Source organism: Marivibrio sp., assembly GCF_040218065.1.
Taxonomy (GTDB): domain Bacteria; phylum Pseudomonadota; class Alphaproteobacteria; order UBA8366; family Aestuariispiraceae; genus Marivibrio.
Genome location: NZ_JAVJQE010000008.1, coordinates 196,460 through 210,614 on the forward strand (window position 1 = coordinate 196,460; position 14,155 = coordinate 210,614).

The following is a 14,155-nucleotide window of genomic DNA, read 5'->3' on the forward strand; positions in this document are numbered from 1 at the left end:
AGGCGGGGTCTTCCTGGTCCTCAAGGGACCGGCGGTCCGGCGGAACCGCCTTCAAGTCGCGGACGCCTCGGGCCGACCTTCCCGCGGGCGGGTCGCGCGGCAGGGTGGGGCGTCAGCCCCGGAGGCTCCCGGTCTCGCGGCGACCGTCGTCCCGGTCACCCTGGCAAAGCACCAAGAATGGCGGTTCGCCGCGAAGAGCCTCACTCCCTGGGTCCGCGCGTCGTCCGCGCCGCCCGGCGTCGCCCGTTCGGCTGCGCGCACCCGTCGCCGGGCCCGCCGCCTGCCGGTGCGACGCACCGTCCCGAACCGAACGCCCTCGCTGCAGGTCCGAAGCCCGCGGGGTGAGCCGCGGTCTCCCAAACTCCGCCTCGATCGGCCGACGACGCGCCCGTCTCCGGGCGCCGCCCCGCGCGACCCGCACCCCCTGAGGGAGCGCCGCGATCGCGGAGCCGGCGTTCGCGCCGTCGCATCCGCCGCCTTCCGGTTGCAAGACCATGCAAGCGACCCGCGCGCGAACCCTGAGGTCCGTGCCGGACCGCCGACGGTCAAGCCCGTCCGGCGGGGCGCCTCCTCCGGCGCGCTCGGCGGGCGTCCCCGATCGTCTTGCGACGCTCAGGCCGGTCCGCCGTCGAACCGAAGGCTGCGGTTCCCCGACGCCCGTCCTAAGACGGCCGCCGGAACAGAGCGCGCGAATCCCCGTCGTCGCCGACGGTCGGATCGGATCCGTCCGGGGGTGAGCCCGGCCGGCCGACCCGGCGTCTCCACGACCCCGCGAGGCCGTTTCGCCGCCGAATGGCGCGCGCCCCCCGACGCCTTGCCGTGCGATCCGCGTTCGCCCCCGGAGGAACGAGGCGGGCCGCGCCGCAATCGTCGGCGCATCCGCGTGAGAATTAGTCTGATTGAGGGGGTGACGCCGAGTCTACGAAAAAGTAATTAATGGCGCAAATTTCTTGTGTATAAGATAAATTCTTGTCCCCGACTTTCGCGCATATTATCCACCGACTTATCCACAGGATTGATGTTTTTTTCGACCTCTCAGATACTTCCCGCACCGCCGCATAAGCGCGCCGCCCGCCCTTCGGCGCTGCGCGCTGGGGCGCGGGACGTCGTCCCGCACGCGCCGCCCGGATACGAGAACGCCCCCGCCGAGCCTGGCGGGGGCGTCTCGATGCGCGTCGGGCGACGCGCGGCGAGGCTTGTCGCTGATTACATGGCGTCGCTGGCGGTCCGCTCGGCGCCGGTGATTTCCACCGGCTCGACGAGCGCGTCCTCGTCGCGGCGCAACGCGTCGTCCCCCGCGGCTCGGGGCGCAGGCGTCTGGAAGGCTTGCGTCTGCACGCTCTGGTCGGTCTGCAGACCGGCCGTCTGGTCGTGCGCGCTCTCACCCTTCGCCATCCCCATGCAGGACGCCTGGGCGGCCGGGGCGGCGAGCAGGAAAACCGCGGCGCCGGCCGCGGCGAACAGGGAAACGCGATGACGATTGGTCATGACTTCGTCTCTCCTCATCGGTGTTTGACGGGCCGAGATAGGCCGCCGTAAGCGAAAACGATAGTGCATTCTGCGCGCGAAAAACAAGCAGGGCGTGTCGCCGTGCAGCGCGTCCCGCCCGACGGCGCCGCACCGCAAAAGCTTTGACACGTCGGTCGAGCGCTTTAGTTTACGGGGCCGACACGCAAGAGGGGCCGGGTCGAGGCCCCCTCGCCGCAGGCGCCGCCTGTCCGCGCGCCTCGGATCACAAGACGACATCGGCGCTTTCATCCGAAGGGGGCGTTCGCCATGAAGACCCAAGACCGTCCGCTGTCCCCGCACCTGCAGATCTATCGCTGGCAGTGGACGATGCTCTATTCGATTCTGCACCGCGCGACGGGCGTGGCCTTGTCGGCGGGCACGCTGCTGCTGGCCTGGTGGCTCTTGGCGCTGGCCAGCGGTCCGGACGCCTTCGCCGTCGCCAACGGTTTCGTCGGCTCGATCCTCGGCCTGCTGATGTTGTTCGGCTGGACCTGGGCGCTGATGTATCATCTCGGCAACGGGATCCGGCATCTGACCTGGGATGCGGGCTACGGGTTCGATCTGGACGTGGCGCAGAAAAGCGGCCACGCCGTGGCCGCGATCACGGGCGCGCTGACGATCCTGATCTGGGTCGTCGGGCTGCTGGCCCTTTAATCAGCGGCTGAGGAGAGACGCGATGAGCCTCAAGACCCCACTCGGCGCCGCGCGCGGCCTCGGCTCGGCGAAAAGCGGCACCCATCATTGGATCGTCCAGCGCATCACCGCGATCGCCCTGGTTCCGCTCACCATCTGGTTCGTCTTCGCGGCGATCGGGTTGGCCGGCGGCGGCTACGCCGAGGCGAGCGCGTGGCTCGCCCAGCCGATCAACGCGGTGCTGATGATCCTGCTGTCGATCGCGACGTTTCATCACATGCAGCTCGGCCTGCAGGTGGTGATTGAGGATTACGTCCACGGCGAGGGCGTGAAGATCGCAACCTTGCTGGCGGTGAAGTTGGGGGCCTTCGCGCTTGGCGCGGCCGCCGTCTTTTCCATCCTAAAGGTGGCCTTCACGGCGTGAGTGGACAGGTCCCCGCTGCGGGCGACGATCCGCCGCACGGGCTGACACGGACCGCCGCCGCTCTAGTCTCATCGGAGCGAGCGTGCGCGAATCAAAAGGAAGCGAGGGCTGGAAGCCATGACCGAGTCCTACGAGATCATCGACCACACCTATGACGTCGTCGTCGTCGGCGCCGGCGGCGCGGGTCTGCGCGCCACCTTCGGGCTCGCCGAGGCGGGCTTGAAGACGGCGTGCATCACCAAGGTCTTCCCGACCCGCAGCCATACGGTCGCGGCGCAGGGCGGCGTCTCCGCCGCGCTCGGCAACATGGGGCCCGACGACTGGCGCTGGCACATGTACGACACGGTCAAGGGCTCCGACTGGCTCGGAGACCAGGATTCGATCGAGTACATGGTCCGGGAGGCCGCGCCGGCGATCATCGAGCTCGAGCATTATGGGGTGCCCTTCTCGCGCACCGAGGACGGCAAGATCTATCAGCGCCCCTTCGGCGGCATGACCACCCAGTTCGGCGAAGGCCCGGCCGCCCAGCGCACCTGCGCGGCCGCCGACCGCACCGGTCACGCCATGCTGCACACGCTCTACCAGCAGGCGATCAAGCATAACGCCGAATTCTACATCGAGTATTTCGCGCTCGATCTGATCATGGACGAGGAGGGCGCCTGTCGCGGCGTGCTCGCCTGGAACCTCGACGACGGCACGCTGCATCGCTTCGCCGCGAAGCAGGTGGTGCTGGCGACCGGGGGCTACGGCCGGGTGTTCTTCTCGGCCACAAGCGCCCACACCTGCACCGGCGACGGCGGCGGCATGGTGCTGCGCGCCGGCCTGCCGCTTCAGGACGCCGAGTTCGTGCAGTTCCATCCGACCGGCATCTACGGCGCCGGCTGCCTGATCACCGAAGGCGTGCGCGGCGAGGGCGGCTACCTCACCAACAGCGAGGGCGAGCGCTTCATGGAGCGCTACGCGCCGAGCGCCAAGGATCTGGCGAGCCGGGACGTCGTCTCGCGCTCGATGACCATCGAAATCCGCGAAGGGCGCGGCGTCGGTCCGAACAGCGACCACATCCACCTGCACCTCGAGCATCTGCCGCCCGAGGTGATCAACGAGCGCCTGCCCGGCATCGCCGAGACCGCCAAGATCTTCGCCGGCGTCGACGTGACGAAGGAACCGATCCCGGTGCTGCCGACCTGCCACTACAACATGGGCGGCATCCAGACGAATTATCACGGCGAGGTCGTGACGCTGAAGGACGGCGACCCGAACCATATCGTGCCGGGCCTGATGGCGGCGGGCGAGAGCGCCTGCGTCTCGGTCCACGGGGCGAACCGCCTCGGCTCCAACTCGCTGCTTGACCTCGTGGTGTTCGGCCGGTCGGTCGCGCTGCGTTGCGCCGAGACGGTGGACCCGAACGAGAAGACGATGCCGCTGCCCAAGGATGCGGGCGAGAAGTCGATCGAGCGGCTCGACCGGCTGCGCCACGCCAAGGGCTCGACGCCGACGGCGGAGCTTCGCGCGCAGATGCAGAACGTCATGCAGAACAACTGCGCCGTCTTCCGCACCGGCGAAATCCTCGACGAGGGCGTCCAGAAGATGAGCGAGGTCTACAAGGGCTTCGAGGACGTCCGCGTCTCGGACGCCAGCATGGTGTGGAATTCGGACCTGGTGGAGACGCTGGAGTTCGAGAACCTGCTAGGCAACGCGATGGTCACCATCGCCGGCGCGGCCAACCGCACCGAGAGCCGCGGCGCCCACGCCCGCGAGGACTATCCGGACCGCAACGACGACGACTGGATGAAGCACACGCTGGCCTGGTGCACCGACAAGGGCGAGGTGACGATCGACTACCGGCCGGTCACGCTGAAGCCGATGTCGAACGACGTGCAGGCCTTCCCGCCGAAGGCGCGGGTCTACTGAGGCGAGGGCGCGCATGGCGCGCCGGGGCGAGGGCGCGGGCGCCGCGCCTGCTAGAAGAGAGTATGGGACGTCATGGCTGAATTCGCTCTGCCCGCCAATTCGAAGATCGGCAAGGGCAAGACCTGGCCGGTCAAGGACGGCGGCAAACGGGTCAAGAAGTTCAACGTCTATCGGTGGAGCCCCGATGCGGGCGAGAACCCGACGGTCGACACCTACGAGATCGATCTGGAGGCGTGCGGGCCGATGGTCCTGGACGCGCTGATCAAGATCAAGAACGAGGTCGATCAGACGCTGACCTTCCGCCGCTCCTGCCGCGAGGGCATCTGCGGGTCCTGTGCGATGAACATCGACGGGACCAACACGCTGGCCTGCACCAAGTTCATCGACGAGATGGACGGCGAGGTGAACATCTATCCTCTGCCGCACATGCCGGTCATCAAGGATCTGGTGCCGGATCTGAATCGGGCCTACGCGCAACTCTCCGCGATCGAGCCCTGGCTGAAGACCGCCTCGCCCACGCCGCCGGACAAGGAACGCCTTCAGTCGCCGGAAGACCGGAAGGCGCTCGACGGGCTCTATGAGTGCATCCTGTGCTTCTGCTGCCAGACCTCCTGTCCCAGCTACTGGTGGAACGGCGACCGGTATCTCGGCCCCGCCATCCTGTTGCAGGCCTATCGCTGGCTCGCCGACAGCCGCGACGAGATGACGGGCGAGCGGCTGGACCAGCTGGAGGACCCCTTCCGTCTTTATCGCTGCCACACCATCATGAACTGCTCCAAGACCTGCCCGAAGGGCTTGAATCCGGCCAAGGCGATCGCGGAGATCAAGAAGATGATGCTGGCCCGCCAGGCGTAAGCGCGGCGCTGGGCGGCTGAGATCGCGGATCGGGCCCGGGTTAAGCCGCGTCTATGCAAGAGCGACTGGGTAAAGGAGGCCCCCGCGAAAGCGGGGGCCTTTTTTCGGCGGCCCGTCGGGCGGTGAAGGCCGCTCACGCCCGACTCTCGATCGCCCGCAGCCCCTCCAGATCGCGCTTCGGCCGCACCGCCGGCGACAGGAACACCGCGCCCAGCACCAGCACGGCCGCGCCCAGTTCACGCGCGCCGATCGTCTCGCCGAAGGCGATCCAGCCGATCGCGAACATGGTCGGCAGCTCCATGCTGCCCGCCGCCGCCGAACGCGCCGCGCCCACTTTCGGCGCGGCCAGCGTGTACAGCAGCTGCGGGATCAGAGCCGTGATCAGGCCGATGCCTGCGACCAGCAGATAACCGTCAAGATTTGCGGGCACGGCCGCGGCGACGCCTTGCGTCATGGTGATCGGGGCCAGACCGGCGAGGGCGCCCGTCATACCGCAGGCCATGCGCTCAAGCACCGTCAGCCGACGGACCAGCACGCTCAATACGACCACGATCAGCCCGAAGCCGATCGGGGCGGGCAGCGACCACAGCAGCGCCAGCGCCGAGCCGCCGCCAAGCGCGTCGAGATCAAGCACGAGCGCCGCCGCCGCGAGCACCAGCGCGCCCGCGGCAAGCGCGCGGGCGCCCGGCTTCTGCCCCGCCAACGCCCAGGCGAACAAGACGGCGAACAGCGGATAGGACATGTAGACGACCCCGGCGGCGGCGACCGGCGCGTGCTTGATCGCCTCCAGATAGGCGATCCAACCCAGCCCCATGGCGAGACCGGCCCCGAACAGCATCCAGGCCTCGCCGCGCTTCTCCCGCGCGCGAGGCAGGAACGGGAGCATGACCGCCGCGCTGAAGGCGTAGCGGTAAAGCGCAATCGCGGAAGAGCTGATCCCCAGCGCCTGCAGCTCCCGCGCGAACAGCGGTACCAGCCCGAAACAGACCGCGGTCGACGCGATGACGACCGTCGCGAAGGCGGGGCTGAAGTCGAGCTGTCGGGCGATCGTCTCGCGGGTCATAGGCGGAAACCTCCAAAAGCGCGGGTTTGGCCGGCGCTCCGCGCCGACCGCTTTGGCATCTAAGCGCTTTCACATCCGTCGTAAAATTCCGAGTTTTCATTAGATGAATGAAATGATTTCATGATGCGATGGTGCCGCGTCTGACCCTTAACCACCTGACAGTTCTCAGCGCGCTGGCCGAGACCCGCGGCGTAACCGCGACGGCCGCCCGGCTGGGCCTGACGCAGTCGGCCGTCAGCCACCGGCTGCGCGAGGCGGAGCGACGCGTCGGCGCCCGCCTGGTGCGGCGCGTCGACGGCGCGATGACGCTGACGCCGGAGGGCGAGCGCGTGCGCGCGCTGGCCGACCGCTTTCTGGACGAACTGGTTCGGCTGGAGCAGGAGTTGGCCGCCGATCGGGACGGAGCGCGCCGGCTGGTGCGTCTCGGTCAGGCGACCTACAGCCGCTATCATTGGCTGCCCGCCTTCCTCGAGTTCACGGAGCGCAGCGCGCCCGACCTCTCCGTCGACCTGTCAGCCCGCGCGGCCAGCCGCCCCTTCGCCGCGCTGGTCGAGGGCTCGGTCGACGTCTCGACCGTCTACGGGCGCCCCTCGGCGCTGCCGCGCTTTCGCTGGCGCAAGCTGGCGACCGATCCGTTGATCGGCGTCGTCGCGCCGGGCCACCGGCTCGCCAAAGCGGCGCATCTCGACAGCCGATTGATCGAGGATGAGCGCTATTACACCTACCCGCTCTCCGCCGAGCCGGGGTTCGAATGGGAGGCCTTGATCGGGGCCCCCAGCGTACCCTTCCGCCGGATCACTCAGATGCCGACGCCGGAAGCGGTGATCGATTTGGTGCGCGCCGGCTTCGGCGTCGGGATCTTTAGCCGCTGGGCGGTGCAGCCGGAATTGAGCGACGGCACTCTGATCGAAAAGCCGCTGGGCGCGGAGGGCATGGCGCTGGACTGGTGGGCGGTGACGCGCGCCAGCGACCCGCCGGGCGGCCCGGCCGATCGGCTGGCCGAGGCCTTGGTGGAGTGGGGGCGGCGCGACGAGGTCGGTCTGGCCACCCTCGGCTTCGAGGGGGAGGCGCGTTAGCGCGGCGGTTCGCCGGCGGCGGGGGCGATATCCTGCAGGGCGTCGATCTGATCCTCTGCGATCGCCGGCGCCTCCTCGCGCCCCTCGGAGAGCAGCGCGACCCCCAGCGCGATCAGCCCGATCGCCAGCACCCCGCCGATCGCGGCCGCCCCCGGCGCGCGTCGCACCCTTCGCGAGGGCGTGCGCGCCCGCGCGTCCGCGAGGCCGTCATAGCCCAGATCGGCCCGGCTCATCCCGCGATCGCGCAGCGCCTGATCGAGCGCGCGCTTGGGTTTGTCGAGATAGGGACTGGTCACGTTAAACTCCGTCGTCCGCGCCGTCCGGTCGGACCGCGCGGGCGCACCCGTTCTATTCTTTCTGAAATACCCGCAGGAGCCGCACACGACGCCCCTGACGCCCCTTCTGGGCGAACGATCGTGTCCATATCACAAACCGGCGCAACGGTGAAGCGCAACAGAGGGGCGCGTCGCGCTAAGCGAGCGGCGCCGGCGGGGCCGTGAAAATGGCGCTGGTCTTTGCGGCGGCGTCGCGTTATCGCGCGCTCCGTCCCGCGCCTCACGGAGGGCCGACCCATGACCGAGCCGCTTTTCACCCCGCCCGCCTTCCGCATGGAAGGGCCGGCGGCCCGCGCCCATATCGCCGCCCACAGTTTCGGGCTGCTGACGCTGGCCGACGACGACCCCGCCGCCCCGCCGCTGATCGCGCCCGTCCCGATGCGCGTGACCGGCGACCCAGAGCGCGGGGACGAGCGGCTGATCGGCCATGTCGCCAAGGCCAACCCGATTTGGCGGCGGATCGACGGGCGTCGGTCCGCGCGCGCGGTCTTCATGGGGCCGCACGCCTACCTGTCGCCCCGCTGGTACGGCGCAGACGCCGCGCGCGCCGTGCCGACCTGGAACTATCTCGCCGCCGAAGTCGTCTTCCGGCCGAGACTGGTGGAGGCGCCCGATCGGTCGATCGAGATACTGGCCGCGTTGGCCGCGCTTTACGAGCCGGCGGAGGGCGGCTGGGCGCCCGCCGGCTCCGCCGAGGAGACCGTCCGAAACATGTTGCCCGGCATCGTCGCCTTCGAAGGACCGGTCGAGCGCTTGGCCGGCAAGGCGAAGTTGAGCCAGAACAAGAGCCCCGCCCAGATCGCGGCCGCGGCGGCGGCGATGGCGGATCAGGTCGACCCGCTGGCCCGTCAGACCGCGGCGGCGATGCGCGCGGCGCTTGAAGCCCGGGGTGAGGCGGGCTAAGCCCACGCCGTCATGTCAGACCCTTCCCCCGCCGCCCCGGAGCGCGATCGCGCCGCCGGGTACGCCTTCGCGCTCGCCGCCTTCGGAACCTGGGCGCTGTTTCCGTTGTTCTGGAACCAGATCGACGGGGTGCCCGCGATTGAAATGCTGGCGCACCGCGTGCTGTGGACGCTGCCGGTCTGCGCTGCGGCGCTGGTGCTGTCGGGCCGAATGACGGAGATCCGACGCGCCTTCGACTCGCTGCGGACGATCGCCTTTCTGGCGCTCAGCACCACCCTCATCTCGATCAATTGGGGGACTTACATTTACGCCGTGACCGAAGGCCACGTGCTGGACGCCAGCATGGGGTACTTCCTGAATCCGCTGGTGAACGTCCTGGCCGGGTTGTTGCTGTTCGGAGAGCGCTTGCGGCCGTTGCAGTGGACGGCGATCGCGTTGGCCGCGGCGGGGGTCGCCGGCGCGGCGATAGCGGCGGGGCAGATCTCCTGGATCGGGCTGACGGTCGCCTTCAGCTTCGGGGGCTACGGCGCGGTGCGTAAACTGATCGATGTGCCGGCGATCCCCGGGCTTCTGGTGGAGACGCTGCTGTTGGCGCCGCTGACGGCGGGCTATGTGATCTGGCTCACGATCGAGGGGACGGGCGCTTTCCTCACCAGCGGCCTGAAGATCGACCTGCTGCTGCTCGCCTCGGGCGCTGTCACGGCGCTGCCGTTGATGTGGTATGTGGGCGGGGCCCGACGGCTGCCGATGTCCACGATGGGCATGATGTTTTATCTCACCCCCACGGGTCTCTTCCTGCTGGCCACCTTGCTGTACGGCGAGCCGGTTACGCTCGGCGACGTCATCAGCTTCGGCTTCATCTGGGCGGGGTTGGCCGTCTTCACCGTCGACATCCGGCGCAACGCCCGGCGCAAGAACCGCGCGACGGCGATCTAGACCGCCGCCGCCGCACGGCCCGCGCGGACCCGGCTAGGGCCGCTTGCGCCCGGTGACCATCGAGCGGGGCAGGTTCTCCCGGTGAATCAAGCTCATCAGCACGGCCGCCCCGATGTGAAGGATCACCGCGCCCAGCGTGATGTTGGCGAGCGCCTCATGGGCCTCGTGCATCAGCGCGCCTAACAGGCTCGACGTCTGGTAGGCCTGCACCCAGCCGCTGACGGCCGTCGCCGCCGTCAGCAGCAAGAGGACGACCGCGAAGAAGCCGCCGGCCGGATTGTGCCCCAGATAGCGGCGCGGGCGCCCGCGAACGAGGTCGCCGAGATAGGCGAGACTCGTCGCCGGTCCCCGGACGAAATCCGAGAACAGCGCCCGTCCGCCGCCGACCGCGCCCCAGATTAGGCGCAGGCCGACAATGGCGGCGACCGCGAAGCCTGCGACCTCGTGAATGGTCCAGATCTCCTCGCCGGTAAGGTAGGCGAGCGTGAACGCGCCCGCCAACCCCCAGTGAAGCGCGCGAACCGCCAAGTCCCAGACCGGGACCGGGCGCGTCGCATCGTCATCGTAGGCCGCGTCAGTCATCATAGCCCTGCTTCAGCGTCTGGCCGGTCTGCGCGTCGAGATAGATCTCGACTTTCCGACCCTGGTCGTCGAGCGCTTCGATCTCGTAGCGCCCATGCTCGTATTCCGCCTCAAGAACGCGCGTGTAGCCCATGGCGCCCGTCCGGGCGATCGCATCCTGCAGGCTGAGCGGCTGCGCCGTGGGCTGCGCGCCCTCGCCTGACTGCGTCCCTCCGGTCTGACCGGCGCCGTCTTGGCCGTTCTGGGCCGACGCCTGAGGGATCGGGCCGCCGGAACGGCCGTATTCCTCCTCTTCACGGTCCTCGTAGCCGTCGCGTCGATCATAGCCTTCGTCGCCCTCCGGAGCCTCGAAACCGTCATGCTCGATCTGGACCGGCGTCGGGCGGGCGGCGGTCAGGTCGCTGTCCAGCGCGGCGTAGGCCGTCCCCGCCGCCAGGACGAGGCCCAGGGCCCCGAAGGCCGCATCAATCAATCGCATGGTCTTTCCTTTCGTCTATCCTGTGGGCCGCGCCCGGTCGGCGCAGCGTTGCGACCGTCATGCCAGAGGACGTCTGAACCGACCCTGAACGGGCCGTTCATCCGCGGTTCAGCTTCCGGGCGGTAGGAGGGGGTCCATGAAACGACCTCTATCTCTTCACAGCCTTCGGCTTTGGCTCGGCGCGACGGCGTTGGCGGCGGCGCTGCTCGCCGCGTTTGGCGGCGCGGCCAGCGCCGGCGATCACGAGCGCGCCCGAGAGGCGCTCGAGCGCGGCGAGATCCTGCCTCTCCTGACCATCCTGCAGCGCGCGACCGGTCGTCAGCCGGGCGAGGTGATCGAGGTCGAGCTCGAACACGACGACGGACGCTGGCTTTATGAGGTGACGCTGTTGACGGCGGCGGGGGTGCTCATGGAAATGAAGTTGGACGCCGCGACCGGCGCTCTGATCGAGGTGGAACGCGAGGATTGAGGGGCGGGCAGGACCGGGCATGCGACTTCTGTTGGTTGAGGACGACGCCGCGCTGGCCGATCGGTTGGCGACGACGCTGACGCAGGCGGGCTACGCCGTCGACCGCGCCGCCGACGGGGTCGACGCCGCGCATCTGGGCGAGACGGAACCCTATCAGCTGATCGTCCTGGATCTCGGGCTGCCGGGTCTTGACGGGCTCAGCGTTCTCAAGCAATGGCGCGCCGGCGGTCTCGAGACGCCTGTGCTTGTGCTGACGGCCCGCAGCGCCTGGACCGACAAGGTCGAAGGCATTGACGCCGGCGCGGACGATTATCTGGCCAAACCGTTCCAGCCCGAAGAATTGCTGGCGCGCCTGCGCGCCTTGGCCCGGCGCGCGCACGGCCAGGCGAATCCGGTGTTGGAGCGGGGGCGCCTGCGTCTTGATCCGCGCGCGGCGAGCGTCACGCTCGACGGCGCGCCGGTGACGCTGACGGCGCAGGAGTACCGCCTGCTGCACCATCTGATGCTGAACCCGGAGCGCACCGTCTCGCGCACCGAACTCACCGAGCAGCTCTACGCCCAGGATTTCGACCGCGACAGCAATACGATCGAAGTCTTCGTCGCCCGCCTGCGCCGCAAGTTGGGGAGCGAGGTCATTGAGACGGCGCGCGGCCTGGGCTATCGCCTGGGCGCGACGCGATGAACGGCGCGGCGCGCCAGATCGGCTCGCTGCGCCTGCGTCTGCTGGGCGGCGGGGCGCTGTGGCTGCTGTTGGCGCTGGCGGCGGCGGGGCTGTTCTTGTCCTGGCAGTTCCGCAGTCACGTGACCCATGATTTCAACGCCACGCTGGCCGAGCATCTGGACCGACTGACGGCCGCGATCGCGCTGGACGCCGACGGCGGCGTGAGCGTCTCGGAGACCCCGGTCGACCCGCGCTTTCAAGAACCCTATTCCGGGCTTTATTGGCAGGTGGGTTTGGGGGAGGACGCGCTGGTCACCTCGCGCTCGTTATGGGATCAGCGTCTGCCCCTGCCGCCGGACGCCCTGACGCCCGGCGAGATCCACCGCCATGTCGGGCCCGGACCGGCGGGTCAGGCGTTGGTGGTGCTCGAGCGCTCGGTGCGCCCGCAGGGCGCCGAGCGGACGGTCCGGCTGTCGGTCGCCCGCGATCGCGTCGCGCTCGACCGCGCCATCGCGCGCTTCGACCGCACCCTCGTCCTGGCGCTGGTCGGGCTGGCGGCGGCGTTGGGCGCGGCGTTGCTGTTGCAGGTGCGCGTCGGGCTCAAGCCGCTCGACCGGTTGCGCGAGGCGTTGCGCCGGCTGCGCGATGGGGCGGCCGATCGCGTCGAGGGAGTCTATCCGGCTGAAATCGCGCCGGCGGTCCGGGACCTCAACGAGATGCTGGCGCGTAACGAACGGCTGATCGCCGGCGCGCGTCGTCAGGCCGGCGATCTGGCGCACGCGCTGAAGACGCCGCTCGCCGTCGCCTTCGGCGGGCGACAGGCTGACGACGGCTCGGCGAAGGAGGCGCTCGCCGACATGCAGCGCCTAATCGACCATCACACCGCGCGCGCCCGGGCGGCCGGCGGGCGGACGCGGGTCGGCCTGCGCACCGCGATCGCGCCCGCGGCCGAACGTCTGGCGGCGGTGATGCGGCGGCTGTCCGGCGAGCGCGCCGTCGAAATCTCCCTCGACGTGCCGGCCTCGCTCCACGCCGCCATCGATCCCGACGACCTGAACGAGATCCTCGGCGTTCTGTTGGACAATGCCTGCAAATGGGCCCAGGCGCGGGTGCGGGTCAGCGCCGCCGAGACGCCCGCCGGCGCGGCGCTGACGGTCGAGGACGACGGACCCGGCGTCCCGGCGGCGCAGCGCGCGCGCGTCCTCAAACCGGGCGCGCGGCTTGACGAGCGGATGGCGGGCAGCGGTCTCGGTCTCGCCATCGCCGACGATCTCATCAGCCTTTACGGCGGGACGCTCGCGCTCGGGGACTCGCCGCTCGGCGGGCTTGCGGTGACGGCCCGCCTGCCGCGCTAAAGCTGTGCGAAGGCCAGCGCGACGCCGAACAGCGAGTCCGAGGGGACGATCAGTCCCGCTTGCGCCCAGCGCGTCTCCACGCCCCGTTCGACCAACAGGTCGCGGGTTGCGGCCAGATCGCGGACGCCGACGCGGAAGGCGGCGAAGTGCGGGCCTTCGGGCGCGTCGGGTCGCGGCGGCTCGCCGTACTGCGTCTGATAGGCCTCCGGCGTGAGTGCCAGAACCGCGCCCCGCGCAGTCTCGATCGCGAGCGAGCCGTCGTCTTCCGCGCTGACGGCCTCAGGCCCTTGAACGCCCTCCCAGTAAGACCGCAGCCCGGCCGGATCGTCCGCGATCATCACCACCTCGACGATCTCGCGGGCGCCGTTCTCATGGACTTGGTAGTCCGGCTTCCAAAAATGCTCCGGCGCGTGCTGTTGGCAGGTGAAGACGGCGGCGCCGTCCCGCTCCGCCGGCGGCGGCGCGAAGGCGAGCGAGAAGGCGACGCGCACCGTCTCGCCGGACGGCAGGGTCGCTTGGCGCTCGAAGTCGAACGGCTCCAGGTCGGCGAGACCTTTTTCCGCGAATTCGTCTCGGTCGGCGCGCGCGTCGGCGCTGTCGAAGACCAACATGCCGAAGCCTTCGCGCCGCGCCAGATAATCCTGGTTGAAGCGGCCGAAGCTGAAGCGCCGGTCGCCGTGATCCGGAATCCTGTCCGGGTGCGCGACGGTCAGAATCTCCAGAAAGCTGCGATGGGCGAACTGAACCAGCCGATTGGCCGTGCCCCAGCTGTGCTCCGCACGCGGCGTGACGGTGAAGCCGAGACGCTCATAGGCCGCACCGGCCGTCTCCAGATCGGCGACGGCGAGGACCAAATGATCGACGCCCCGTTTGGGCGCGAGGTCCGGCGCTGCGTCTGCGTCGCGAACCGCCTCGCCCGGGAGGACGGTCGGCGGCGGACCGCCGGCGTTTGGCGCTGTCATGAG

At 69.5% G+C, this 14,155-nt stretch carries 16 protein-coding genes; 10 read left to right on the forward strand and 6 right to left on the reverse strand.

What is annotated here, in order from left to right:
• Positions 1-1,206: 1,206 nt before the first annotated feature.
• A complete protein-coding gene (locus RIB45_RS07265; protein WP_350049579.1) occupies positions 1,207-1,488 on the reverse strand; it encodes a hypothetical protein in 282 nt (93 codons plus the stop codon).
• Positions 1,489-1,776: 288 nt separating this feature from the next.
• Between RIB45_RS07265 and sdhC the strand changes: the two genes are divergently transcribed.
• The 4 genes from sdhC (at position 1,777) to RIB45_RS07285 (ending at position 5,332) form a co-directional block, all read left to right on the forward strand.
• Entirely contained in the window at positions 1,777-2,163 is a 387-nt protein-coding gene (gene sdhC, locus RIB45_RS07270) for a succinate dehydrogenase, cytochrome b556 subunit (RefSeq protein ID WP_350049580.1), read from the forward strand.
• A 22-nt stretch (positions 2,164-2,185) separates the two neighbouring features.
• Entirely contained in the window at positions 2,186-2,566 is a 381-nt protein-coding gene (gene sdhD / locus RIB45_RS07275) for a succinate dehydrogenase, hydrophobic membrane anchor protein (protein ID WP_350049581.1), read from the forward strand.
• Between the two features lie 117 nt (positions 2,567-2,683).
• A complete protein-coding gene (sdhA, locus tag RIB45_RS07280; protein WP_350049582.1) occupies positions 2,684-4,477 on the forward strand; it encodes a succinate dehydrogenase flavoprotein subunit in 1,794 nt (597 codons plus the stop codon).
• Positions 4,478-4,549: 72 nt separating this feature from the next.
• Complete coding sequence (locus RIB45_RS07285) at positions 4,550-5,332, forward strand: succinate dehydrogenase iron-sulfur subunit (protein WP_350049583.1); 783 nt, start codon at positions 4,550-4,552, stop codon at positions 5,330-5,332.
• 133 nt (positions 5,333-5,465) lie between these two features.
• Here the strand turns inward: RIB45_RS07285 and RIB45_RS07290 are convergent, their stop codons facing one another.
• Positions 5,466-6,395: a DMT family transporter gene (locus RIB45_RS07290; protein ID WP_350049584.1), complete on the reverse strand. Its 930-nt coding sequence runs from the start codon at positions 6,393-6,395 to the stop codon at positions 5,466-5,468.
• A gap of 128 nt (positions 6,396-6,523) precedes the next feature.
• On the opposite strand from RIB45_RS07290, the gene RIB45_RS07295 reads away from it, so the two are divergent.
• The gene (locus RIB45_RS07295) at positions 6,524-7,471 is read left to right on the forward strand and encodes a LysR family transcriptional regulator (RefSeq protein WP_350049585.1); all 948 of its coding nucleotides are present in this window, start codon (positions 6,524-6,526) and stop codon (positions 7,469-7,471) included.
• On the opposite strand, the gene RIB45_RS07300 is transcribed toward RIB45_RS07295, so the two are convergent.
• Positions 7,468-7,767, reverse strand: a complete 300-nt coding sequence (locus RIB45_RS07300; RefSeq protein WP_350049586.1) for a hypothetical protein — start codon at positions 7,765-7,767, stop codon at positions 7,468-7,470. The two genes, RIB45_RS07295 and RIB45_RS07300, sit on opposite strands and share 4 nt — an antisense overlap.
• Positions 7,768-8,043: 276 nt before the next feature.
• On the opposite strand from RIB45_RS07300, the gene RIB45_RS07305 reads away from it, so the two are divergent.
• Positions 8,044-8,709, forward strand: a complete 666-nt coding sequence (locus RIB45_RS07305; RefSeq protein ID WP_350049587.1) for an FMN-binding negative transcriptional regulator — start codon at positions 8,044-8,046, stop codon at positions 8,707-8,709.
• A gap of 12 nt (positions 8,710-8,721) precedes the next feature.
• Positions 8,722-9,645, forward strand: coding sequence for an EamA family transporter RarD (gene rarD / locus RIB45_RS07310; RefSeq protein ID WP_350049588.1), 924 nt, complete (start codon positions 8,722-8,724; stop codon positions 9,643-9,645).
• Between the two features lie 33 nt (positions 9,646-9,678).
• On the opposite strand, the gene RIB45_RS07315 is transcribed toward rarD, so the two are convergent.
• Together RIB45_RS07315 and RIB45_RS07320 are read right to left on the reverse strand one after the other, a co-directional pair.
• Positions 9,679-10,230, reverse strand: coding sequence for a cytochrome b/b6 domain-containing protein (locus RIB45_RS07315; RefSeq protein WP_350049589.1), 552 nt, complete (start codon positions 10,228-10,230; stop codon positions 9,679-9,681).
• A complete protein-coding gene (locus RIB45_RS07320) occupies positions 10,220-10,705 on the reverse strand; it encodes a PepSY domain-containing protein (protein ID WP_350049590.1) in 486 nt (161 codons plus the stop codon). Before RIB45_RS07320 ends, RIB45_RS07315 begins: the two co-directional genes overlap by 11 nt.
• 136 nt (positions 10,706-10,841) lie before the next feature.
• Between RIB45_RS07320 and RIB45_RS07325 the strand changes: the two genes are divergently transcribed.
• The 3 genes from RIB45_RS07325 to RIB45_RS07335 are packed head-to-tail and all read left to right on the forward strand — an operon-like array spanning position 10,842 to position 13,190.
• Complete coding sequence (locus RIB45_RS07325; RefSeq protein ID WP_350049591.1) at positions 10,842-11,174, forward strand: PepSY domain-containing protein; 333 nt, start codon at positions 10,842-10,844, stop codon at positions 11,172-11,174.
• Between the two features lie 19 nt (positions 11,175-11,193).
• Positions 11,194-11,856, forward strand: coding sequence for a response regulator (locus tag RIB45_RS07330; RefSeq protein ID WP_350049592.1), 663 nt, complete (start codon positions 11,194-11,196; stop codon positions 11,854-11,856).
• Positions 11,853-13,190 carry a sensor histidine kinase gene (locus tag RIB45_RS07335; RefSeq protein ID WP_350049593.1) on the forward strand — a complete coding sequence of 446 codons (1,338 nt, stop codon included), beginning with the start codon at positions 11,853-11,855 and terminating at the stop codon, positions 13,188-13,190. Before RIB45_RS07330 ends, RIB45_RS07335 begins: the two co-directional genes overlap by 4 nt.
• On the opposite strand, the gene RIB45_RS07340 is transcribed toward RIB45_RS07335, so the two are convergent.
• Positions 13,187-14,152 carry a VOC family protein gene (locus RIB45_RS07340; protein WP_350049594.1) on the reverse strand — a complete coding sequence of 322 codons (966 nt, stop codon included), beginning with the start codon at positions 14,150-14,152 and terminating at the stop codon, positions 13,187-13,189. The two genes, RIB45_RS07335 and RIB45_RS07340, sit on opposite strands and share 4 nt — an antisense overlap.
• Between the last annotated feature and the right edge of the window lie 3 nt (positions 14,153-14,155).